The sequence below is a fragment of the Hymenobacter piscis genome (assembly GCF_018760735.1).
Classification (GTDB): domain Bacteria; phylum Bacteroidota; class Bacteroidia; order Cytophagales; family Hymenobacteraceae; genus Hymenobacter; species Hymenobacter piscis.
Genome location: NZ_JAHHZN010000003.1, coordinates 301,157 through 323,866, shown reverse-complemented (window position 1 = coordinate 323,866; position 22,710 = coordinate 301,157). Strand labels below are relative to the sequence as shown.

20 protein-coding genes are annotated in these 22,710 nt (G+C 64.3%); 5 read left to right on the top strand and 15 right to left on the bottom strand.

Annotated elements, in window-relative coordinates:
- Positions 1-26: 26 nt before the first annotated feature.
- Entirely contained in the window at positions 27-383 is a 357-nt protein-coding gene (locus KLP40_RS05280; protein WP_215592676.1) for a low molecular weight protein tyrosine phosphatase family protein, read from the bottom strand.
- A gap of 398 nt (positions 384-781) precedes the next feature.
- Between KLP40_RS05280 and bglX the strand changes: the two genes are divergently transcribed.
- Complete coding sequence (gene bglX, locus KLP40_RS05275; protein WP_215592675.1) at positions 782-3,112, top strand: beta-glucosidase BglX; 2,331 nt, start codon at positions 782-784, stop codon at positions 3,110-3,112.
- A gap of 231 nt (positions 3,113-3,343) precedes the next feature.
- On the opposite strand, the gene KLP40_RS05270 is transcribed toward bglX, so the two are convergent.
- From KLP40_RS05270 to KLP40_RS05245, 6 genes are all read right to left on the bottom strand, one after another.
- Complete coding sequence (locus KLP40_RS05270) at positions 3,344-4,810, bottom strand: glycoside hydrolase family 30 protein (protein WP_215592674.1); 1,467 nt, start codon at positions 4,808-4,810, stop codon at positions 3,344-3,346.
- A 149-nt stretch (positions 4,811-4,959) separates the two neighbouring features.
- Complete coding sequence (locus KLP40_RS05265) at positions 4,960-7,104, bottom strand: RICIN domain-containing protein (protein WP_215592673.1); 2,145 nt, start codon at positions 7,102-7,104, stop codon at positions 4,960-4,962.
- A gap of 67 nt (positions 7,105-7,171) precedes the next feature.
- On the bottom strand, positions 7,172-8,605 hold the full coding sequence (locus tag KLP40_RS05260; protein ID WP_215592672.1) for a glycoside hydrolase family 30 protein: 1,434 nt from the start codon (positions 8,603-8,605) through the stop codon (positions 7,172-7,174).
- Positions 8,606-8,713: 108 nt separating this feature from the next.
- On the bottom strand, positions 8,714-9,985 hold the full coding sequence (locus tag KLP40_RS05255; RefSeq protein ID WP_215592671.1) for a sugar MFS transporter: 1,272 nt from the start codon (positions 9,983-9,985) through the stop codon (positions 8,714-8,716).
- Between the two features lie 514 nt (positions 9,986-10,499).
- On the bottom strand, positions 10,500-11,900 hold the full coding sequence (locus KLP40_RS05250) for a DEAD/DEAH box helicase (RefSeq protein ID WP_215592670.1): 1,401 nt from the start codon (positions 11,898-11,900) through the stop codon (positions 10,500-10,502).
- A 208-nt stretch (positions 11,901-12,108) separates the two neighbouring features.
- Positions 12,109-13,056: a YihY/virulence factor BrkB family protein gene (locus KLP40_RS05245; RefSeq protein WP_215592669.1), complete on the bottom strand. Its 948-nt coding sequence runs from the start codon at positions 13,054-13,056 to the stop codon at positions 12,109-12,111.
- A gap of 190 nt (positions 13,057-13,246) precedes the next feature.
- Between KLP40_RS05245 and KLP40_RS05240 the strand changes: the two genes are divergently transcribed.
- Positions 13,247-14,671, top strand: coding sequence for a hypothetical protein (locus tag KLP40_RS05240; RefSeq protein WP_215592668.1), 1,425 nt, complete (start codon positions 13,247-13,249; stop codon positions 14,669-14,671).
- 65 nt (positions 14,672-14,736) lie between these two features.
- Positions 14,737-15,267: a DUF2062 domain-containing protein gene (locus KLP40_RS05235; protein WP_215592667.1), complete on the top strand. Its 531-nt coding sequence runs from the start codon at positions 14,737-14,739 to the stop codon at positions 15,265-15,267.
- Between the two features lie 174 nt (positions 15,268-15,441).
- Here KLP40_RS05235 and KLP40_RS05230 read toward each other — a convergent pair whose 3' ends face one another.
- From KLP40_RS05230 to KLP40_RS21630, 3 genes are all read right to left on the bottom strand, one after another.
- Positions 15,442-16,443: an enhanced serine sensitivity protein SseB gene (locus KLP40_RS05230; RefSeq protein WP_215592666.1), complete on the bottom strand. Its 1,002-nt coding sequence runs from the start codon at positions 16,441-16,443 to the stop codon at positions 15,442-15,444.
- A 101-nt stretch (positions 16,444-16,544) separates the two neighbouring features.
- Complete coding sequence (locus KLP40_RS05225) at positions 16,545-16,820, bottom strand: LytR/AlgR family response regulator transcription factor (protein WP_215592664.1); 276 nt, start codon at positions 16,818-16,820, stop codon at positions 16,545-16,547.
- Positions 16,821-16,977: 157 nt separating this feature from the next.
- Positions 16,978-17,091 (bottom strand): response regulator, encoded by a 114-nt coding sequence (locus KLP40_RS21630; RefSeq protein WP_394369986.1) that lies wholly within the window; start codon positions 17,089-17,091, stop codon positions 16,978-16,980.
- Positions 17,092-17,114: 23 nt separating this feature from the next.
- On the opposite strand from KLP40_RS21630, the gene KLP40_RS05215 reads away from it, so the two are divergent.
- Complete coding sequence (locus tag KLP40_RS05215) at positions 17,115-18,101, top strand: alpha/beta hydrolase family protein (RefSeq protein WP_215592662.1); 987 nt, start codon at positions 17,115-17,117, stop codon at positions 18,099-18,101.
- A 107-nt stretch (positions 18,102-18,208) separates the two neighbouring features.
- On the opposite strand, the gene KLP40_RS05210 is transcribed toward KLP40_RS05215, so the two are convergent.
- The 5 genes from KLP40_RS05210 to KLP40_RS05190 form a co-directional block, all read right to left on the bottom strand.
- Positions 18,209-18,634 carry a c-type cytochrome gene (locus KLP40_RS05210; protein WP_215592661.1) on the bottom strand — a complete coding sequence of 142 codons (426 nt, stop codon included), beginning with the start codon at positions 18,632-18,634 and terminating at the stop codon, positions 18,209-18,211.
- Complete coding sequence (locus tag KLP40_RS05205; protein ID WP_246558641.1) at positions 18,634-19,326, bottom strand: SCO family protein; 693 nt, start codon at positions 19,324-19,326, stop codon at positions 18,634-18,636. Before KLP40_RS05205 ends, KLP40_RS05210 begins: the two co-directional genes overlap by 1 nt.
- A complete protein-coding gene (locus tag KLP40_RS05200) occupies positions 19,323-19,736 on the bottom strand; it encodes a hypothetical protein (RefSeq protein ID WP_215592660.1) in 414 nt (137 codons plus the stop codon). The genes KLP40_RS05205 and KLP40_RS05200 overlap by 4 nt, the downstream gene beginning before the upstream one ends.
- 222 nt (positions 19,737-19,958) lie before the next feature.
- Entirely contained in the window at positions 19,959-20,444 is a 486-nt protein-coding gene (locus KLP40_RS05195) for a DUF4112 domain-containing protein (protein ID WP_215592658.1), read from the bottom strand.
- A gap of 213 nt (positions 20,445-20,657) precedes the next feature.
- The gene (locus KLP40_RS05190) at positions 20,658-22,112 is read right to left on the bottom strand and encodes a DNA integrity scanning protein DisA nucleotide-binding domain protein (protein ID WP_215592657.1); all 1,455 of its coding nucleotides are present in this window, start codon (positions 22,110-22,112) and stop codon (positions 20,658-20,660) included.
- Positions 22,113-22,271: 159 nt separating this feature from the next.
- On the opposite strand from KLP40_RS05190, the gene KLP40_RS05185 reads away from it, so the two are divergent.
- Positions 22,272-22,538, top strand: coding sequence for a hypothetical protein (locus KLP40_RS05185; RefSeq protein WP_215592656.1), 267 nt, complete (start codon positions 22,272-22,274; stop codon positions 22,536-22,538).
- The last annotated feature ends 172 nt before the right edge of the window (positions 22,539-22,710 follow it).

Below are 22,710 nucleotides of genomic sequence, written 5' to 3'. Positions count from 1 at the left end.
GCCTAAACGGCCGGCCGGGGCTGGGGTTACAGCGCGCCGGACGCCAGGCCCAGGTGCTCCGGGAGCCGCTCCCGGAGCAGGTCCAGCAGGAGGTGGTCCAGGAACTGGAATTTGTCGGGAATGCGCAGGTTCACGAGGCGCTTGCCGGCCAGCTCCTCCGGGAACTTCTGGCGCAGCAGATCGGCGTGGCGGCGCTCCATCACGAAGATGATTTCGGCCCAGCCCAGGTGGCCGGCCGTCACGCGCACCCGGGCCCCCGGCTCGGTGCCGGCCGAGCAGGCCTGGTAGGGCGGGTGGTTATCGAAGAGGCGCTCGGCCGTGAGGCTGCGCCAGCGGTTCTGGCTGCAGATAAACAGCAGGCGGGTGGGGGAGGAGTCGGGCACGCGAGGAGGGAAAGGGCCCGGCAAAGCACTGACAGCGCCGGCCAGGGCGCAACTTTTTGTGAAAAAAATCCGCGTTTTTTCGGCCGCTGCGGTCCGCGGCACTTGCTGCACACGCGCTGAAATGGCTAAAAAATGCAGTATGGCGCTGAAGGCTAATTGGTTATATGGTCAGGTAGGGTGGGTCCCGTCGCGGGCCGACTGGCGGCCCGAACGGTTACAACACAATCGGGCAGTCTGCCGGGCGGAAAGGCCAGCCGCGCAGTTCGGCAGGCGGGCCGCCGGCCGCGTTTTGGCCCGGGAAAGGTTTTGTATTATTGGGTATCGGCCCCGGGGCTGGTTGCCAGCCGGGCCACCGTCCCGGGGCCCGGCCGCTGCTTTCACCTTCCCACTTCCCCCACATGAAACACCCCTTCCGCACCGCCCTGCTGCTGAGCCTGGGCCTGCTTACGCCCCTGCTCAACGTGCCCGCTACTACGGCCGCCCCGGCCCCCGCCGCCGCCCCCCCCGCCGACGATACGGCCCGGATGGACAAGTTCATTACGGAGCTGATGGCGAAGATGAACCTGGAAGAGAAAATCGGTCAGCTCAACCTCATTGCCGTGGGCTTCGACGTGACCGGGCCCGTGGTGAGCAAGGACGTGGACGCCAGCATCAAACGCGGCTCGGTGGGCGCGGTGCTCAACACCTTTACGCCCCAGGCCGCCCGCAAGCTCCAGGAAATGGCCGTCAAGCAGACCCGCCTCAAAATCCCGCTCATCTTCGGCTACGATGTTATTCACGGGCACCGCACCATTTTCCCGATTGCCCTGGGGCTCTCGGCGAGCTGGGATCTGGCGGCCATGGAGCGCAGCGCCCGCATTGCGGCCGAGGAATCGTCGGCCGACGGCATCAACTGGGTGTACTCGCCGATGGTGGACATTGCCCGCGACCCGCGCTGGGGCCGCATCTCGGAGGGGGCCGGCGAAGACCCCTACCTGGGCTCCCAGATTGCCCGCGCGATGGTGCGCGGCTACCAGGGCTCTGACCTTCAGCAAAACAACACCGTGATGGCCTGCGTGAAGCACTTCGCCCTCTACGGCGCCGCCGAAGCCGGCCGCGACTACAACACCACCGACATGAGCCTGGTGCGCATGTACAACGAGTACCTGCCGCCCTATAAGGCCGCCCTCGACGCCGGCGCGGGCTCCATGATGTCGTCGTTCAACGACATCAACGGGGTGCCTGCCACTGGCAACAAGTGGCTTATGACGGACCTGCTGCGCCAGCAGTGGGGCTTCACGGGCTTCGTGGCCACCGACTACACGGCCATCAACGAGATGACCAACCACGGCATGGGCGACGATGCCCGGACCTCGGCCCTGGCCCTGAACGCGGGCATCGACCAGGACATGGTGGGCGAAGTGTTCCTCAAGAACCTGGCCCGGAACCTCCGGGACGGCACCGTGACGCAACAGCAGATTGATGTGGCCTGCCGCCGGATTCTGGAAGCTAAGTGGAAGCTGGGCCTGTTCCAGGACCCCTACCGCTACATCAACGAGAAGCGGGCCAAACAGACGATGATGAAGCCCGAGTTCGTGGCCGATGCCCGCGACATTGCCCGCAAGAGTATGGTGCTGCTCAAAAACAGCAACAACGCCCTGCCGCTCAAGAAAGCCGGCATCATTGCCCTCATTGGGCCCCTGGCCAGCCGCCAGCAGGATATGATTGGCTCCTGGAGCGCGGCCGGCGACTGGAAGCAGGCTGTTTCGCTGGAGCAGGGCATTAAAAACGCCGTGGGTAGCAGCGTGAAAATCGTGACGGCCCAGGGCGCCAACTTCACGGAGGATGAGCAGATGATTGCCCGCCTCAATGCGTTCGGGGGCGACCTGAACGTGGACAAGCGCCCGGCCGAGGACATGATCCGGGAGGCCGTGCAGGTGGCTCAGGGGGCCGACGTGATTGTGGCCGCCGTGGGCGAGAGCCAAGGCATGACGGGGGAGGCGGCCAGCCGCGCCGACATCGGGCTGCCCGGCCGGCAGCTGGAGCTGCTCAAGGCCCTCAAAGCCACCGGCAAGCCGCTGGTGCTGGTGCTCATGAACGGGCGCCCGCTCACGCTGCCCTGGGAAGACAAGAACGCCGACGCCATCCTCGAAACCTGGTTTGCGGGCTCCCAGGCCGGTAACGCCATTGCCGACGTGCTCTTCGGCAGCTACAACCCCTCGGGTAAGCTCACGGCCACTTTCCCGCAGTCGGTGGGCCAGATTCCGTTGTATTACAACCACAAGATGACCGGCCGGCCCTACCAGGGCGTGGCGCTCGACAAGTACAAGTCGCGCTACATGGACATCAGCAACGACCCGCTCTACCCGTTCGGCTTCGGCCTGAGCTACACCACCTTCCAGTACGGCAAGCCCGAGCTGAGCACCACCAACCTGGCCCTGAACGGCACGCTGGAGGTGAAGGTGACGGTGCAGAACACCGGCAGCTACGACGGCGAGGAAGTGGCCCAGCTCTACATCCGGGATATGGTGGGCTCCATCTCCCGCCCCGTCAAGGAACTGAAAGGCTTCCAGAAAGTGATGCTCAAGAAAGGCGAATCCCGCACGCTCACCTTCCGCCTCACCCCCGAAGACCTCAAGTTCTACAACGCCGACCTCCAGTTCGTCGCCGAGCCCGGCGACTTCCAGGTGTTCGTGGGCGGCAACTCCCGCGACGTGCAGATGGCGGAGTTCAAGCTGGCCGCTAACTAGCGACGTTCCCTTGGCCCAGGGTTGAAACCCTGGGCTATGTAGCGGGTCGAACCCATGGGGCCCCGGTACATAGCCCAGAGCTTTAGCCCTGGGACGCTGAGACGCTGGGACGCTGGGACGCCTAATTTACCGGGAGCCGAAAATGCCAAGAGGCGACACTGTAGGAGCAGCGTCGCCTCTTGGCGCTTGGAGAGGTTACGGCACGGACTGCAGTCCGTGCCACATTCGGATTTACTTCACCATCATCGTCAGGATGGAGTGGGCGGGGCTGGTGGTGGGGGTGGCCTGGCCCTGCATCCAGAGCTGGAAGTCCAGGGGTTTGTCGGTGGTGTTCATGACCACCACGGCCACGCTGCCGTCGGGGTTCTGGAAGGCGGTGGTTTGGAGGATGTCGCGGCTGGCGGCGGTAGCTACGCGCCGGGCGCCGGGACGGATGAACTTGGAGAAGTGACCAATGTAGTAGTAGCTGTTGGTGTAGAGCAGCTGGCCCGAGCGGGTGTCGCCGTGGATGGGGGCGTAGCAGAAGTTGCCCACGTGGTTGGGGCCGCCATTTTCGTCGAGCAGGATGTTCCAGTCGGTCCAGGCTTCGGTGCCGGCGTTGAAGTCGTTGATCATGGAGTGGCCATACCGCTCACCCAAGCGCCAGTCGTTGATACCCGAAAACTGGAAGTTCTCCACGCAGCCTTCCGTGAAGATGAGGTGCTTGTCGGGGTAGGTTTCCTTCACGCGGCGGATGTTATCGAACTGCATGCTGCTGCCGGTCCAGGTTTCGTACCAGTGGTAGCCCAGGCCCCAGAAGTACTGACTGGCTTCGGGGTCGTCGAAGAGGGTGGCGGCGCGCTGGAAGGCCAGGTCGCGGTTGTGGTCCCAGCCGATGAGCTTTTTGTCGCCCATGCCGGCCTTTTTCAGGGTCGGGCCGAGGAAGTTCTTCACGAAGTCGCGCTCGTCCTCGGCCGTGTAGAGGCAGGATTCCCACTTCTGCTTGGCCATGGGCTCGTTCTGCATCGTGAGGCCCCAGATGGGCACGCCCTCCTGCTCGTAGGCCTGAATGAACTTGACGTAGTAATCGGCCCAGGGCTGGCGGAATTCGGGCTTGAGCTGCCCGCCGGCCAGCATGGAGTTGTTGGTTTTCATCCAGGCCGGCGGACTCCAGGGGCTCACGTGCATAGTCAGCTTCCCGCCGGCCGCCGCCAGGCACTGCTTGATAAAGGGCAAACGGTATTTCCGGTCGTGGTCGATGCTGAAGCTTTTGAGCCTGGTGTCCCCGTCGGTGACGTAGGTATAGGAGCCGGTGGAGAAGTCGGAGCTGTGGATGGTGGTGCGGGCCAGGGTATAGCCGATGCCTTCGGTGGGGTTGAAATAGGCTTTCAGGAACTCCTGCTGCTGGGCTTTGGGCAGCTTGGCGAAGGTTTCGGCCGCCGCATCGGTCATGGCCCCGCCAATACCGAGCATGGTCTGAAAGGCATGGTTGGGGTCCACGAAGACGGTGGGCTGGGTTTCCAGGGGCTGGGCCTGGGCCTGAAAGCGGAGCGGAGCCGGGCCGGGAGTCAGGCGCTGCGGGGTGCCCTGAGCCGTGGTGTACACCGTAACTTGCCGGCCGGCCGCCGAATAGGGCGCCGGCATTTTGCCCGATTTCTGGGCCAGCGCCGCCGAGCCGAGGCCCAGGGTGAGCAGCCCGGCAAAGAGAAACTTCTGCATACTAGTCAGTTGATAGGTAGGCGGGGTGGGTGAAATAGAAGAGGTTACGAAGTAGGGCCGCGAGCCCGCGGCAAGCTGGAACGTGACAATGGCACTCCCAAGGCCCGCCATCAAGCGGCCCGCCCCGGGATAAATCGGGGCCAATTGGGTCATTGGTGGGCGACAACCACGCGGCGCAGCAGCGCACCGGTGGGGGTTTCGAGGCGCAGCAGGTATACGCCGGCCTGCACCGCGGCCACGGGCAGGGTCAGCGGGTTTTCCCCGGTCCGCACCAGCTGGGCGGGCTGACGCACTACCACCCGGCCGGTGAGGTCGAGCAGGCTGAGCGTGAGTTGCTGGGCAGCGGGGGCCGTGTAAAAGCAGTGCAGCTCGGTATCGGCCACGGTGGGATACACCTGCAGGCGTGCCTCGGCGGCGGCGTTGGTGGTAGCCAGCGGCCCGCCGGCCGGGCCCAGGTCGGTGAACTGCCAGCGCTGATTGGTGCCGCCCCCGAAGGTGTACTGCTGCACCAGCGCCCCGTCGGCGGTGGACTGGTCGAGCACGTCAAGGGCCTTGAGGGTGTACTTGTTGACGATGCGGTAAGTGCCGTCGAAGTTGGAAAGCACCTGCCAGTACTGGCTGTCCTGATCCAGCAGCTCGTATTGGTGCACCAGGACCCCGTTCTCCACCGATGGGCCCACCACGTCGAGGTTGCGGCGGCTGTTCACGTTCACCAGACGCACGAAGCCCCCGTCGGCGCTCAGGCGCAGCTCCCACTGCTGCTGAAGGGCGCCGGCGGCGGGCGTCTGCTGCTGGAGGCGGCCGGCGTTGTCGAGCGACGCGCCCTCGATGCCCAGCACCTTGCCGCTGTGCCGGGCCGTAACCTGGTAGCGCCGCCCGGCGGCCGGCCCGTTGTAGGGGGCCACCAGGCCGTCGTAGTTGCCGCCGCCGGGGTAGTTGACGATACCATTCCGGATGGGCGCCAGCGCCCCCACGGCGGAGTTGGGCACGCCCCGGCGGAAGCGGATATTTTCCAGCACCTGGGGCAAGCCGCCCGGCCCGTCCACGATGTAGGGCGAGGGAATGTGGAGCAGGGCCGCGTTGTTACGGTCCTCGAAGCGCTTGTAGGTCCAGTGGCACCAGCCAATGCTCACGGAGTTGAGGTTGCGGGCGGCCTCGCCCATCCAGGCGTCGGTGTTTTCGCCCGTTTCGCCCACCCAGATGGGCACGTTGTGGCGGGTGCGGAAGTTGCGCAGGTTGCCAATGAAGCGCAGGTTGTTGGCCCCCGGCTCGGTGGAGTTCACCCCGTTATCGAGCAGGTAGCCCGTGCCGCTGTAGCGGTGGGAGTTATACACCAGGTTGCGGGCGTCCAGGAAGGTGGAGGGCTCCAGGTAGTTGTAGTCGTTGCCGTAGCCGTTGCCCTCAAGCAGCAGCAGGTGGTTGTCGCCCTCGGCCCGCACGGCGCTGATGAGCCGCTGCAACACGCTATGAATCTGCTGGTTGGTGGGCACGTGGTTGGGCTCGTTGAGCAGGTCGTACATGGCCACCCGGGCGTCGTTCTTGTAGCGCCGGGCCAGGGTAGTCCACAGGCGCGTGGTCAGGTCCTGGTAGATGGGCTGGTACCAGAAGTCGAGCGGGCGCAGGGCATCGGCAATGTTGGCGTCGGTGCCCTGGGAGCCGGGGGCGGCGTGCAGGTCGAACACCACGTACATCTTGTTGGCCGCGGCCCAGGTCAGGGTGCTGTCGATGAGCCGAACTGCCTCCAGCCGGGCCGGGTCGCGGAACAGCTCGTCGGCGTCGTACCAGCTTTGCAGCGAGGTCAGATACGTATTGTACGGCACCGTACCCCGGATCACGCCGTTGCGCACCGCCCGCTGGGCCGGGGTCAGAAACAGGTCGTAGTGCAGGGGCAGGCGCAGGCAGTTGAAGCCCAGGGAAGCCAGGTAGTCGATGTCGGGCCGGGTGATGAACTGGTCGCGGTAGCTCTGGTAGAAGCCCTCGACCTGGGCATCGGTCAGCCCGGCGTTGTAGAGGGTTTTCTTGACCGTGCCCTGGGTTTGCTTGCCGTCGATGCCCGGCCAGCCCGGTTTAATGATGTAGCCTTCCTGCAGCAGCCAGCCGCCCAGATTCACCCCGTTCAGCACCACTTCCTGCCCGCTGGCATTCACAATTTTGGGCCCGTTGGCGCGCAGAAAGCTCTGTCCTACGGCCGCCGTTGGCCCGAAACCGGCCAGCAGTAGCAGCCAAAGCCAGCACAGGCACCCGCTCCAGGGCGAAGCCCGGCGGGAAAGAAAAGCAGGAGTAGCAGTTTTCATAGCGGGTAAGAGCTGGCAATGAGGAAGCAGTGGGTCCGGCCAATCGGGTAAAGCCGCGCTGCCCGACCTACCATACGTAGGTGGCCGCGGCCCCCGCCGGCAGGGAGCAGGGCAGCCACCGGTCCTGGTACCGAAGCCGGAATGACTGGAAGCTGGGTGAGTTATTTTGCACGATAACCACCCGCCGGCCCTGGGGCGTGCGGAAGGCCACGTTGGGCAACGTGGCCGAGGCCGTGGAAGCAATGCGTACCGAGCCGGGCCGCACAAATTTGCTGGCGTGGGCAATGATATAATAGGCGTCTTCGCGGGTCACGGAGTTGCCGTCGAGGGTGAGGGCACCGCGGCATTCGGTGCAGCCGCCGGGCGTGTGCGGGTTCTGCCCGGGGTCGGCGGCCAGGTTCCACTCCAGCACCGTGCGCGCCCAGTTGCGGCTGGCCCCGATGAGCAGGGTACGCACGTGCCAGGGCAGGTTCTCGGCAAAGTCACTCTTCGAACCCACCCACTGCTCGGTAAAGTAGATGTGCTTGTCGGGAAAAGCGTCGTGGACCTGGCTCAGGGCCTCGATGGGGCCGGCGTAGAGGTGGAAGGCGGTGCCCGCCACGTACCGCCGCGCGGCGGGGTCGCGCAGGATGCTCAGCGGGTAATCGGGCCGGTCGGCGTTGTGGTCGTAGAGGATGATCTTGGTGTCGAGCTTCGCCTTTTCGAACGCGGGGCCGAGGTGGTTTTTCACGAACTCGGCCTGCTGTTCGGCCGGCATGAGCAGGCTGGGGTTGTTGCCGGGGTGCAGGGGCTCGTTCTGGACCGTCACGGCTTCAATGCGCACGCCCTCGGCCCGCATCTGCTGCACGTACTTCACAAAATACTGCGCGTAGGCTGAGTAGAACTCGGGCCGGAGCGAGCCGCCCTTGGAACTGCCGTTGGTCTTCATCCAGGCCGGCGGCGACCAGGGCGAGGCCAGCAGCTTAATGTCGGGGTTGATGGCCAGAATTTCCCGCAGCACCGGCAGCAGGTGCACGCGGTCGGGAGCGAGGCTGAAGCGGGCGAGGCTGGGGTCGGTCTGGCCGGCGGGCAGGTCATCGTAGCTGAACACGGCCGCGTCGAGGTCGGAGGCCCCCAGGCTCAGGCGCAGGTAGCTCACCCCGATGCCCGCGCCCTCGGGGCTGAACAGCTCCCGTAGCAGCGCCGCCCGGGCGGGCGGACTCATGGCGTGCAGCAGTTCGGCGCTGCCTCCTGTCAGGGTGTACCCGAACCCGTCCATGGTCTGGTAGGTGGTCTGGTCGTCTATGGTCAGCACCGGCCCGTCGGCGGCGGCGTCAGGGCGGGCCGTGGCCCAGTCCGGGGCGGGCTGAGCCTGAAACAGCACCGATTGATCGGGAGTGGTGAGCCAGAACTGCACAACTGCCTCACCGGCCTGCTCCGCCGGGGGGCGCTGGCAGCCCGCGCTCCAACCGAGCGTCAGGAGCAGGGCCAGAGGCCGGAAGATGCGGGTGGAAACGGGCATGGACGGACGGAAAGGACAAGGCAGTAGCCGGTCACCCAAACAATTGGGCGCAAGTGGACCAGAAATCGGGGTTCTAAAAAAGGATCCGGCGGCCGCAGCCGCCGGGAATTACGCCGTAGTGGCGGGGCGGTGGCCCTTCAGGCCGTACCACATGATGTAGGCGTAGCAGAGCACCGGCAGCACGAAGGCCCAGCGCAGGGAACTGGCGTCGGCAACCAGGCCAAAAAGCAGCGGGATAAGAGCCCCGCCTACAATGCCTACATTGAGCAGGCCCGAGGCTTCCTCGGTGTTGCGGCCCAGGCCGGCCACGGCCAGCGTGAAGATGGTGGCGAACATGATGGAGTTCATCAGGCCCACGGCCAGCAGGCTCCACATGGCAATTTCGCCGGTCGTGCTCACCGAAATCAGCACCAGAATAACGGCGCCCAGGGCGTTGAAGGCCAGCAGGCGGCCGGGATTAAACTTGTTGAGCAGGTAAGCGCCCAGGAAACGACCCACCATGGCCCCGCCCCAGTAGTAGGCCACTTTGTCGCCGGCTACTTTGGGCGTCAGGCTCATCACGTCGGGCAGGTGGAGGTAGCTCACAATGTGCGAGCCGATAGCCACTTCGCCGCCCACGTAGGCAAAAATGCCAATCACTCCGAACACCAGGTGACGGTAGTGGTAGGCGCGGCGGCTCAGGTCTTCGTTTTCCGACTCAGCGTGCGCAATCTTGGGCAGTTTAAGCATGGCCAGCAGGCCGCTGATTACGATAAGCACTACTCCGATGGCCAGGTAAGGTGTCTGCACGGCCTTTACATCAATAGCGGCGGCCGAAGCGGCGGTGTCAAGGTCGGGCAGGTTTTTCAGGATAAGGGCCGAGCCCAGCAGCGGGGCCACTGTGGTGCCCAGGGAGTTAAAGGCCTGGGTGAGCGTGAGGCGGGCCGGAGCCGACTGGGGCGGGCCCAGAATAGCCACGTAGGGATTGCCGGCCACCTGCAGCAGTACCACGCCGGTTGCCAGCACGAACAGCGCACCCAGAAACAGGCCGTAGCTGCGGCTGTCGGCGGCGGGGTAGAACAGGAAGGCTCCGAGGGCCGCAATCAGAAAGCCGGTCAGCATGCCGCCTTTATAGCCGATGCGCTGCACCAGCTTGCCGGCCGGAATGCCCATCACGAAATAGGCCCCGAAAAAGCAGAGGTTAATCAGGTTGGCCTGGGTGTAGCTAAGGCTGAAAATAGCCTTCAGATAAGGAATCAGAATGTCGTTCAGGCAGGTGATGAAGCCCATCATGAAGAACAACACCGTGAGCGAGGCCAGGGCGGGGGTGTAGTTGGGAGTAGCCGCGCCGGGCGTGGCGGCTGTGCTGCGGAGGGGGGAGGCGGAAATGGGGGCGGCCATGTCGGGGGTAAAGGGAAGGATAAAGGACGGACAGCGCGACCAGAAAAGTCGGCTCGGTCAGGCAAAGTAGTCGATTCTACTGAATGGTTGCCGTAACAGCCCGTCAGGGCAGGGCCGATCTGAGCTGGCTGGGCCCAACCCGGAAGCTGGGCGAAGGCAAGGTCCCAAAAGCGACGGTGTGGTGGTAAGGCGCGGTCGTTGAATCAAATATATCGGTCTGCACACCCAGAAAACAAACGGCAAAAGCCTCTTTTTGACCCGTCTGCCGATGTTTTATACACTTACCGCACACGCAAACCGGGCCTTTCCGGCCCGCATAATTCCATGTGCACGACCCTCGCCCCGGGGGGCGTCCACATAAGAAACAACGAAATAAACGGGCCGGACCCGCAAAATAAATTCAGATCTACCCCTGCCGACGAGTGGGTACTCACCCCACGCATCCGGCCTGAAAAAGCCCGGTCACCGTTAAGGTAACCGGGCCTGATAGTTCAATAAGCCGCAAGCAGCCGACCTAGGCCACGATGGACACGCGCACTTTGCGGCCCTTTACCTTGGCTCCGGCGAGACGGTCGGCCACCTCCTGGGCCTGGTCGCGGGGGACGGCCACGTAGCTGTAGTAGTCGAAGACCTCAATGTGGCCTACTTCGTCGCGGGATACGCCGCCCACGTTCACGAAGGCCCCCACCAAATCGTGGGCACTCACTTTGTCTTTCTTGCCGGCCGAAACGTGCAGGGTCACGTTCTCGGGGCGGGGGGCTTTGGGGGCGGCCGGCGGCAGTTTGGGCGCGTGCAGGGGCTTCCACTGAATGGATTCGGCCACGGGCCACTTCTGCACGTGGGCTTTTTCCTTTTCGGTAGCCAGAATGTGAGCCGTGCCCTCGGCCCCGGCCCGGGCGGTGCGGCCGGCCCGGTGCTGGAAGCCGTCGGCTTTGTCGGGGGCATCGTACTGCACTACCGTATCGAGCTGGGTCACGTCGATGCCGCGGGCGGCCACGTCGGTGGCCACCAGCACCTGGCTGGAGCCGTTGCGTAGCTTGAGCAGGGCTTTGTCGCGCTCGGGCTGGGGCATTTTGCCGTGAAGCACCTCGGCTGCCATGCCCCGGCCCACCAGGAAGCGGGTCAGCTCCATGCACCGGTCGCGGGTGTTGCAGAAGATGAGGGCGCGGCCGGTTTCGGGCTGCTGCAGGATGTGGAGCAGGGCGGCGGGCTTTTTCTCGATGGGGCCGACGTGGCCGAGCAGGGTCAGGCCCTCGGGCAGCTCATCGGTGTCGCCGCCGGCATTCACCACCCGGGGGCGGGTCAGGTTCTTGCGGATGAGTTCCACCACTTTGTCCGACATCGTGGCTGAGAACAGCAGGGTCTGGCGGCGGCGGGGCAGGCGCTTGACAATCTCCACCAGCTCATCCTGAAAGCCCAGCTCCAGGAGCTTGTCGGCCTCATCGAGAATCAGGGTTTTGAGGTGGTTGGGGATGATGCTGCGCCGCTCGAAGTGGTCGAGCAGGCGGCCGGGGGTGGCCACCACCACGTGCGGGGCCTGGGTCAGGGAGGCGGTTTCCTCGCGGAAGGCGTGGCCTCCGTAGAAGGCCGCCACCCGCAGATTGGGCAAGTACTTACCCAGCTTCTTGAGCGCGTCGCGCACCTGCAGGGCCAGCTCGCGGGCCGGCACCAGCACAATCACCTGCACGGCGTCCTGTTTCAAATCAAGCAGTTGCAGCACCGAGAGGCCGTAGGCGGCGGTTTTGCCCGAGCCGGTGGGGGCCTGCCCGGCCACGTCCTGGCCGGCCAGGGCCATGGGCACCACCTGCTCCTGTACGGGAGTGGGAGCCGGAAACTGGAGCTCTTCCAGGGCCTGGAGCAGTTCGGGGGCGAGGCCGAGGTCGGCGAAAGTGGCAGTCGGGGTCGTCGGAGTCATAAACGCAGGTTCAATCCGCAAAGGTAACGCTTTGCGGGAGGGCGGCGCAGAGAAAGATTAGAAGGGAAAACGTCATTCTGAGCGTAGCCGAAGAATCGCCACCGCTTCCTTGGCTTGGTGCTACAACATCAGCCCGCAAGATTCTTCGACTACGCCTCCGGCTACGCTCAGAATGACGTTCCTTTTCTCACCTTCTCACCTCCTCACCTCACACCGTTTCTTCCTGCTCCACCACATCGACCAGCTTGTAGCGCACGGCGGATTTTTTGGGGCGGATGTCGAGGCCGACGTGGTGGGCGTAGGCTTTGGTGAAGCAAGCTCCGAAGTAGAAAATCATGGCCGAGTAGAACACGAACAGCAGCACCAGCACGATGCTGGAGGCCGGCCCGTAGATGGGGCCCAGGTTGCGCGGGACCAGCAGCAGGCTCAGCGCGTTCTTACCCAGGCTGATGAGCACGGCCGTCAGCAGCGCCCCTGGCCAGACGGCCTTGCGGGGCACTTTGGCGCTGCTCAGGTTGCGGAACGTGACCCCGCACCAGCCCGTGAGAATAAGCAGGGAAAACACCTGGTTGCCCACTTCCAACACCAAGGAACTGAACGTGGCATCGAGCAACCCCGTGTAGTGGGCTACGAAGCCCAATGCCGCATCGGAGAGGAAGGCCAGCAGCGACAGCAACCCGGTGGCCAGCAGCAGGCCCAGGGAGCGGGCCCGCTCCTTGAGCACCGTCTGGAAGTGGCCGGTACTGGGCCGCACCCGCACCTGCCAGAGCTGGTTGAGGGAATGTTGAATCACGCCGAACAAGGTGGTGGCAATGAACAGCAGAAACCCAAATCCCAGCCACGACACCAGTCGGCTGCGCTCCACATCGGTTACGTTGCGCAGAATCTGCTCGACGAGGCCGGCGGCCGGAGAGCCCAGCAGGTGGGAGAGTTTGGTGAGCAGCAGCAGCCGTACCTGCGAGGCCGAATACAGGTAGCCCAGCGCCTGAATCAGGATAATGACGATGGGAGGCAGGGCAAACGTGGTGAAAAAAGCCGTGGCGGCCCCCAGCCGCAGCGGGTCGTTGGCCCCGAACTCGCGGGCCGCCCGGCGCAGCAGCAACCTGAAAACGTAGAAAAGATGGCGGGCGTGGCGCAACGAAACGGAGGGAGTCATGAACAAAACCAGAAGCGGAAAGCAGCCTGGGCAGGCGACCAGAGCTGGGCGAAGATACGGGCCAGTCTACCGCCAGCCTCAGGGTTCAGCGAGGCCGGCCGCATCTGGCTCGTATCTTTGCCAATTCAGCTCACTGCACCTCGGCAGCCCCTATTTAAAGACCAGGTGGTTTGGTAACAGCAGTAATGGAATGCGTGATTTAGGACGGAAAGTAAGCAGGTATCCGAACGAAGCGGGTTTTGTGGCCGCGCTGGTGTTATTTGAGGCATACCTGATGCTGTTCCGGCACCACGAACTTTACTACGATGCCAAGCAATACTGGGGCTTGGCTCGCAATCTGGAGGCCGGGGGAAATTTCTCGCTCTATCAGCTGACGACTCAACTGCGTGGTTATTTGCTGCCCCTGCTCAATGTGCCGTTGGTTTTTCTGGAGCGGACCCTACTAACTAACCACGGAATGGCTCTGATCAAGTCAGAAGGAGCCCTGGTGGCGGCGGCACTGTTTGGAGTGGCGGGGCCGCGCTTCTGGCAGGTTGCCACCGGCCGGGTGGTGCCGCTGGGGCGGCGACTGGCGTTCATCGGGCTGGGTTTTTTATTCTGGCGCGACCATTTTGGGTTTATACTCTCCGATTTTCCGGCCCTTTTGTTTTTGCTGAGTGGAACAGAACTACTGCTGGGAGGGCGGCACCTAGGTCGGCTGCTCCTGGGAGGTATCGTACTAGCGGGCACCATCTACATCCGACCGATCTACCTGCTGAGCCTGCCCCTCGTGTTGCTGTTTCGTTTGCTGAAACCGGATCCGGCTCCGGCGGGCCGTCAGCTGGCCGGCTGGGTGGCGTTGGTGGCGGGGGCACTGCTGGTGGCCGCCCCTCAGCTGGCCATCAATCGCCACAATTTTGCTTCCGCCAGCCCTCTGGTTATTTATGCGGGCGGAAAAGGACAGTACACGGTAGCGGGCACCAACAATCTGTATCTGTGGCATCTTATTGAAGGGCTGCGCATTCAGAAGTACGAAACCAGTGTGGGTACCGACTATCCCAAGCCCCAGGTGTACTATTTAGATGCCGCCGCACGTCAGGCGCTGGCTGGCCAGTTAGCGCCTGCCATCCGGAGCTACGCCGACTATTTTGGCCTGATAGCCAGGCAGCCGCTGGACATGGTGGCCCTGTTCGGCCGGCATCTGTTCAACGGGCTCGACGTGCTCTACAGCAGTCCTTATGTGGAGCAGGTAGCCGCGCCGAACAATGGACTGGCGTTGTTACATTATGCTGTGTTTTTTGGTGCTTTGGTAGTGGGATTGCGCCAGGCCCCGCGGCTGGCACCGCGTGACTGGCTTTTGGTGGCGGCGCTGGTCGTGCCGGTTTTGGCGGCGGTGCCACTGGTGGTAGAGTGTCGTTTCTTTATCAGCCTGCACCTGCTGGCCTATGGCCTGGTGTGCTTCGGGCTTCCTCATCCAGCCCGGTGGCAGTCGCTCTGGGCCGAAACGAGGCAACTACCGCTGCTGGCTGCCTTCGGTTTGTTCCTGCTCGGCTGCGTACTGATTTCGGCTAACACCCGCGCCAGCCTCGAATTGCCCATAACCACTACTTCTGCCGGCAGGTCGGCCGGCCAGTGAAGCCGCCGCGCGCTAGGCCTTGGGGAGTAGCCGCCTGTTACTTTCCTCCCGTTCTCACCGCCTCCATGCCCGATTCCGTTTCCCCCGATTCTGCTCAGTCTGTCTCAACTCCGCCCGCCAGCTGGTGGCGGCGGCGCCTGGTGCAGCCCCTGCTGAATCTGCTGCGCCAGGGCCTCACGCCCCACCAACTGGCCCTCACGGTGGCCCTGGGCTCGGCCTGCGGCCTGATTCCGCTGCTGGGCATAACCACGCTGCTGGCTACCTTCGGGGCGGTGCGCCTGCGCCTGAACGTGGCCGCTACCCTGCTCATCGCCCACCTCTGGAGCCCGGTGCAGCTGCTGCTCATCATTCCGCTGCTGCGCCAGGGCGCCCGCCTCTGGGGCGACCACGCCCCCGCGCTGACGCTGGACAAGCTGCGCTACCTGTTCAACCACGACTGGCTGGCCGCCCTGGGCCTGCTCTGGCACGCCATTGCGGGCGCGCTGCTGCTCTGGGCCGGAGCATTTGCCGTGCTGGGCCCCGTGCTTTACCTCATCCTGCGGCCGGTGCTGCGCCGGGTGCTGCGAGAGAGTGTAAAGTCTCAAAGTGCGGTTTAGGCAATAAAAAGGAACGTCATTCCGAGCGAAGCCGAGGAATCTCGCATGCTGATATTGCCAAAGTAATTCTACCATTAGAGTTACTTTGGCAACATCAGCATGCGAGATTCCTCGACTTCGCTCGGAATGACGTTCCCTTCTAAGCTCTAAGCTCTAAGCTCTAAGCTCTAAGCTCTAAGCCCGGCTATACACCGGCTCGGTGGTCAGCAGGTACTGAATAAGAGGCTCCTCGGAGGCGGGGTCAATCAGCATGAGGTCCACAAACTGGGACTCACCGATTTTGCCCTGGATGACGGGGCCCAGGTCCTGCAGGAAAGCGGGGTCCTGCTGCTCCGTATCGATGGCTACCAGCAGGCGCGACTGTCCGGGGTTGTTTTGCATGCGCATCTCCGTCAGGTACACCTTGCGGATGTGGTCCTGGGTGGCGCTGTACGCACGCAGGCCTTCATAAAGCTCGGTGGGCTCAGGTTCCGGCTGGTGCAGGGAAACCTGCAGGTCCTGAGGCGCGGGAGCTTCGAAAAGCTGGCCGGCCAGCAGGGCCTGAATTTCATCGGCCGGCAGCAGCTTGCCCACCGACGAGAAGGGGTTGAGCGCACACTCGGCCCCTTGTACCATGGTGAAGAAGTCGTGGCCGCGCAGGCGCATGTAAGTCACGCTGCCCTCGGGTACGGCACCATTATCGAAGATGCGCTCCACGGCCGTGAACACGGCAATTTTACCGTCGTGCAAGGCCTGCAGCTGGATTTCCATGCCTTCGGTGGGCGTAATTTCGCCGGGCTCCTGGTCTTCCTTGGCCGCCATCACCACCACCACTTCCTCGCCCAGCAGCGCCTGGTAGAAGGGGCTGCGGAACTGGGGCTCCACGGCCGCCTGCATCAGCAGTTGCTCGAGAATGTTGAGGGGCTGAAAATCGGGGGGGAGCGTGGGCTGCTGGCCCGGACCGGGCTGGCCGGGCATAGGCAGCGGGATGGGTGGAGCCGGCGGAATGAAGGGCATCGGCGCCGGGGCTTCTTCGGCGGGCATGGTGTAGTTGGAACCCTTGTAGCGGGGGCCGGCGGACTCGGTGGGGGCTGCGGGAGCCGCGCCCGCAGCAGGAGCCGGAGTGGCAGCGGGGGTAGGGGTGGGAGCCGAAGCGCCGTCTTCGGGCTTCTTTTTCAGAAAGTCAAACAGACCCATATCAGAACTAAGAGATGAAAGTGCAAGCTAAGCAGGTTTGGGGGAAGATGCACGCCAAAAATGCGGCGCCCGGCCCCTCGCCCGGAAAGACAACCGCGCGTTCAACGGGCCGGTTCCTGCCAGTGGCGCAGAAAATCCTGACGGAAAGCCGCTCCCAAAGGCAATTCTTTGCCCGCCACCGCGCGCTGATTGCCCGCCAGCCGCTCCACCCGCCGCAAAGCCACCACGTAGGATTTGTGCACCCGCACGAACTCGGTGGGGGGCAGCACCGTGAGCAGGCGGCGCAGGGTATCGGGCACCACGAGGCGGCCGGCGGGCGTGTACACCTTCACGTAGTTGTCGTAGGCTTCCAGCCACTGAATATCGGCCAGGGGCACCGAGTGGGTAGTGCTGCCGTCGCGCAGGAGCAGGGCCTCCGGGGCCGCCGCCGGAGCCCGATGGCCTTGAGAAAGCGCGGAAACGACACCGGCTTGAGCAGGTGATCCACTACGCCGTGCGCGTAGCCCTGCAGGGCAAACTCGCTGGAAGCGGTAGTCAGGATGACGTGCGGGGCCCGGGCAGGACCTGTAGCAACTCCAGACCGCTCATCTCGGGCATCTGAATGTCGAGCAGCACCACGTCCACGGGCTGGCGGTGCAGGAAGCTCAGGGCCCCAGGTGCCGGTAGCGCCGGTGCCCTACCCCAGCCTCGACCTCACGTTCCCGAACGCCAAGGGCGGTTTCGACCTCGCCGGCACGCTCACGCTGCCCCAGGGCAAAGGGCCGTTTCCGGCCGTGGTGCTGGTGTCGGGCTCCGGGGCTCAGGACCGCAACGAAACCGTGCTCGGCCACCAGCCCTTCCTGGTGCTGGCCGACTACCTCACCCGCCGGGGCTTCGCGGTGCTGCGCTACAACGACCGGGGTACGGCCCAGTCGGGCGGCACGTTTAAGGGGGCGCTCACCACCGATTTCACCACCGATGCCCAGGCCGCCCTGGCCTACCTGCGCACCCGCCCCGACATCCGGCCCAAGCAGGTGGGGCTGCTGGGCCACAGCGAAGGCGGCCTCGTGGTGTGGCAGGCCGCTTCCCAGCCCGCCGGCCCCGATTTCGCCGTGACCCTGGCCGGTCCCGGGGTAACCGGGGCGGCCATTCTGCTGCGCCAACAGGCCGACCTGGCCCGCGTCGCCGGGGCCGATACGGCCACCATCGGGGCCAATTTCCGGATTTATAACTGCCTCTTCACCGAGTTGAGCCGGCAGCCCAAATCCCTCAGCACCGACGCCCTGACCGAGCAACTGGCGGTAGTGGCCCGGCAGCGGCTGCCCCAGCTCAGCCCTGAGCAGGCCCGCCAGCAGGTGGAAGTTCTCGCTCAGCCCTGGATGCGCAACTTTCTACTCACTGACCCCAACGCGTATTTTCCTCGCGTGAGGTGCCCCGTGCTGGCCCTCAACGGCAGCCACGACCTGCAGGTAGCCGCCGATGTAAACCTGCCCGCCATTGAGCGCGGACTGCAAGCGGCCCGCAACCCCGACGTCACGATCCGCACCCTGCCCAACCTCAACCACTTCTTCCAGACCGACCCCGCCGGCACCAGCCACTATGCCGAAATCGAAGAAACCGTGGCCCCCCTCGCCCTCCAAACCATCGGCGACTGGCTGGCCCTAAAGGTGAGGTGGTGAAATGGTGAGATGGTGAGTTTGATGTTCGAGGGACCTGATTGCGCCACTTGCGCCGTTAAGCCCCTCGAACATAAAACTCACCATTTCACCACCTCACTATTTCACCGCTACTGTCCGTCCGAGCCGTTGCAGCGGCCGAGTAGGTCGGAGGCTTCGCGGATGGTGTAGGGCTGGTTCTGGTTGCCCCAGTTGGTTTGCAGAAAGTTGAGCAGGTTGGTAATCTGGGAGTCGGTCAGGTCCTCGTGGCCGGGCATCACCTGGTTGTACTCAATGCCGTTGACCACTAGCGGACCGCGCATCCCCTTGCGCACGATGCAGGGCAGCTCGGCGCGGTGCCGGGCCACGTAATCAGCGGCGGCCACGCCCGGGATGAGGCGCTCGAGGCCCTGGCCCTGGTCGCCGTGGCAACTGGCGCAGTGAGCGGCGTAGAGCTGGGCGCCCTCGTTCTGCCGCTCCGTAAAGCAGCTGCTCAGGCCCAGCGTGAGGGCGAAGGCCCCGACGACCACCCACCGGAAGTAGCCGGCCGCGCCCATTAGCGGGCGGCGGTTGGCTTGGCCGCGGCTTCTTCTTTGAGCAGCAGGGGCAACTCCTGAATCAGGCGGTCCACTTCTTCCTTCACCATGCCGTCGTACACGCCGCGCACGCGCCGCCGGGAATCCACCAGGGCGAAGGTGCCGCTGTGGGCGAAGCCGCCCTGCACGGTGCGGTCCACTTCAGCCGCGGTCATGTAGGCCCGGGCCAGGGCAAAAATGGTGTCGTGGGCAGCCGTGGCGAAGTGCCAGCGGGAAGCGTCCTGAATGCCCAGACGCTCGGCGTAGTCGCGCAGCACCGGAATGGAGTCGTGGGCCGGGTCGATGGTGTGGCTCAGGAACAGCACGTTGGGGTTGCCCTCGAAGGCCTTGTACACCCGCAGCAGCTCGCTCTGCATTTTGGGGCAGATGCTGGGACAGGTGGCAAAGAAGAAGTCGGTGACGTAGACCTTGCCGGCAAACGTCTGGTTGGTGATAACCTGGCCCTGCTGGTTGGTGAGGCGGAAAGCCGGAATGGGGTCGGGCAGGGTGTCGGCGGGCGAAGTAGGGGCGGCCGCCTTCAGGCCCAGTACCGGCAGGCGCTCAGGCTGGCCTGGCGTATCAGCGGAAGGCGAGCAGCCGGCCAGCAACAGGCCCAGGCCGGCTACGGTGCCGGCGGTCAGCAGGCCGGCGCGGCGCAGAATCGAACGAATCATGGAGCGGTGGTAGAAGGTAGGGCCGGGGCGGCTCCCAACAGGCGGCGGGCCGAGTCCTGGCTGCTTTGAAACAAACGACGCACCGAATCGATGCGTTCCTGCTGGGCCGCATAGTAGGCCAGGCGGCGCGGGGCAGCCACCGTGTCGGCCGGCCGGCGGTAGCGGTGCATCCAGAACATCATCCCGTTCTCGGCGCCCAGCAGAGCCCGGCGGTGGCGGCCGGCGGCCATAGTATCGGCGGGCGCGGCCTTGGCCAGCCGCTGGCGCAGCTCGTAGAGCTGGTCCATCTGGGCCATCAAGGAATCATGGCTGGCCAGCACGGTCTTTTCGGCGGCGGCCAGTTGCTGTTCCTGGTCGGGGGCCGTCTCACAGGCTGCCAGCAGCGCCAGCAGCGGAACAAATCGAAGCATTTTCACGCCCGCAAAGGTAGGGCGGGAAATGGGAATGGTCGGCTGGTTGAATGGGTGAATTGTTGAGATGGTTGAATGGGTGAACTGTTAAATAGCTCTGTCATCCTGAGCGGAGCGAAGGACCTTTTAACACTTGAACTACGGGCGGTATAAGATTCTTCGCCCCGTTCAGGATGGCAGTTCCTCAAGCCAACCCACCCACCCGACCATTCAACCATTGCCTTACCAACTCCTCGCTTCGGCCCAGTGCCAGAGGGCGGCACCCAGCGTCCAGGCAAGCCAGACGAACAGGCCGGCCAGGGCCAGCAGCACCAGCAGCAGTACCAGCACCAGGCCCTTGCCACTGCCTTGGTACTTGCCCTCGGCGTAGTGAGCGCGCAGCAGGCGCACGTTCCGGTCGTTGGCTTTATAGGCGAAGTCGAAGATGTTGCCCACCACCGGAATGGCCCCGATGAGCGTGTCGAGGATTACGTTGAAGACCATACGCACCACCAGGCTGCCGCTGGCTCCGTGGCGGAGCATGGTCAGAATCAGGATGCCGGAAATGGCCAGGGACGGCAAACCGCCCACCACCGGAATCAGGCCCATGAGCGGGTCGAGGCCGAAGCGCCAGCTGGTGCCGGGAACCCGGAACTGGCTGTCGAGCAGGCGGGAAATGCGTTCCACCCAACGCAGGCGGTCATCTTGGTCGAAAGTGGGAGTGGACATGAGGGAGAAAAATAATACGGATTCGGGTATCGAAACGCAACTCAGTCGTACGGGTTGAGGCATGGGCCCGACTCCCGGCCGCCGCCGCCGTTTGGGCATTGATTTTCCAGAGGCGGGCCTGCCGGCTTACCCCACCAGACCCGCCCTTCCCTGCCCTGAGAATCCCGGAGGGTGGGGGGGCAGAACCCACGATGCTCTTCTTTCTCGCGCCGCTTATCCCCGCACCGGCGGGAGCAGGTCAATCCAGCCGTCTTCGCTCACCACAATGGCCAGCACGGGGTAGCGGCTGGTTTCTACGTAGCGCAGGGCCGAATTGTAGCGGGAGCCGCGGCTGGAATCACCTTTTTCGGTGGCCAAGCCGTCGAGGATGACGCCGATAGCGAAGCAGGTGCCGGCCGGGTCGATGAGCACGGCCCCGTCGATGTTGGTGACGAGGCGGAGTACGGAGGGCGTCATGAGGCGGGGCGACACCCGGAAGCACTGCCGGGTGAGGCGGGCCGCCTCCTGGGCCGCGCCCGCCGAAATAAGCAGGATGGTGCCGTGGGTCTGCTTGGTGGCTTTCAGGGTGAGCTCCCAGAGGTAGGCCACCCCGGCCCCATCAACGGCCGGAAACACCCGGTGCACGGCCCGGGTAAAGTTGTCTTCGTCGATAGTGCCCTGGGGCAGGCGGGGCGTGTTCGATACCACCTTCATCATCAGCTCCGCGTTGTGGCTCAATTCCCAGCTGTAGTGCTTGGTGAAATGCACCGTAAACAACGGTTCGTGTTGCGGATCGGTGGGCTCTACCAGGTAACCCAGCCCGAATACTTCGGTGGCGTCGGTAATGAGTGAGGTGCGGTCTTCGCTCAGCTCCAGCAGCTTGCGGATGCGGCGGTAGTCGCGCAGCGGAATCGGCGATTCGAGGGTGAGCACGGGCACCACGGCGGGGTGGTTGCGGCGGCAGACTAGCATGGTGCCCACGCCTTCGTCGCCCTCGTGGCGCAGGGCGGCCACGCCGTTGCAGGCGTCATAGAGGCCGTGGGTGCCGGCGGCGGCGCGCAGCATGAAGCGGCGGCCGGCGGCGCGCAGCACCTCGTTGTAGTCGCGGTCGAGCACCGGCCGGTCGTCGTCGTCGTGGTCCGACTCGCGCAGGGCCCGGGCCGAATCCTGCAAAAACTCCTGTACCGTGGCCGCCAGCAGCGAAGCGGGGCGGTTGAGGGCCGCCGGGCCGGGCAGGGAGTAGTAGCACTGGTAGGCCTCGCAGCTAAGCTGCAACACAATGATTACTTGGTAACCGCCGGCCGTCACGGGCAGGGAGCAGAAGCTGACGCGGTCTTCCTTTCGGGCGGCTACTAAATCATTAAGCGTGTGTTCGGTAGCCCGGCGCAGTAGCTCGTACCAGCGCTGCTTTTCGTATCGGTCGTGGTCGAGCGGGTGCAGGTGGTAGACCACCTCGCGGGGGCCGTCGGGTTCCAATGCGGCGGCATGGGCCTTCACGGCGGCAAAGTCCTGCGGTCCGTAGCGGTGCGACTGGGGTTCCACTACTACCGCCTCCGGCTCATCAGTTTCCCGGGCCGAGGCTACGCCCAGCAGAAATACTTCTGGCTTCAGGGAGCGGTCAAGCAGGTTAAATACACCATCGGCGAAGAGCTGGACGGAAACGCGGAACAGACTTTGATTTTCCCACATAGGGAGGGGCGGGGCAGACGTGAAGGGCGCAAAGGGGCAAATACGCAAAAATGCCCGTCAGGGATGATACTATTCGCCAGATAATGGCCATATTGAATAACCTTCCGGCCCCGGCCGGGTTCTGCCTTCTCCCGGCCCGCGCGCCCAACTCCCCGTCCTATGTTCGTCGACCTGCTGATTGCCGCCCTGTTTGCCGCATCGTTGCTGCCGTTCGTGACGGGGTACTGCGCCTACAGCTACGGCCGCTCGTTCTGGCTCTGGTTTGCCCTGGGGCTCTGCCTGCCCATCGTGTCCTACTTCGTGCTGTTTGCCCTCATCCTGCGCCAGCAGCTCGACCACGGCCAGCGCCTGCTCAACGAAGCCAAAGCCGTGCTGGCCGAAGCCGAAGAAGCTGAACGGACGGTGAATGAGCGACTCGGCGAATGAGTGAACCGTTCTGACATTACGAGGCCACCGGCCGACGCAATCCGTCCATCCCGCAGCTCCAAACCCTGAGCAAACCCGAAGCCCCTGACGTGCCGACGCCAGGGGCTTTTGAATAGAACGGAGCGGAGAAGTAAATGAAGGACGCATTGCTTCGTCGTGCCTCCTCACAAGG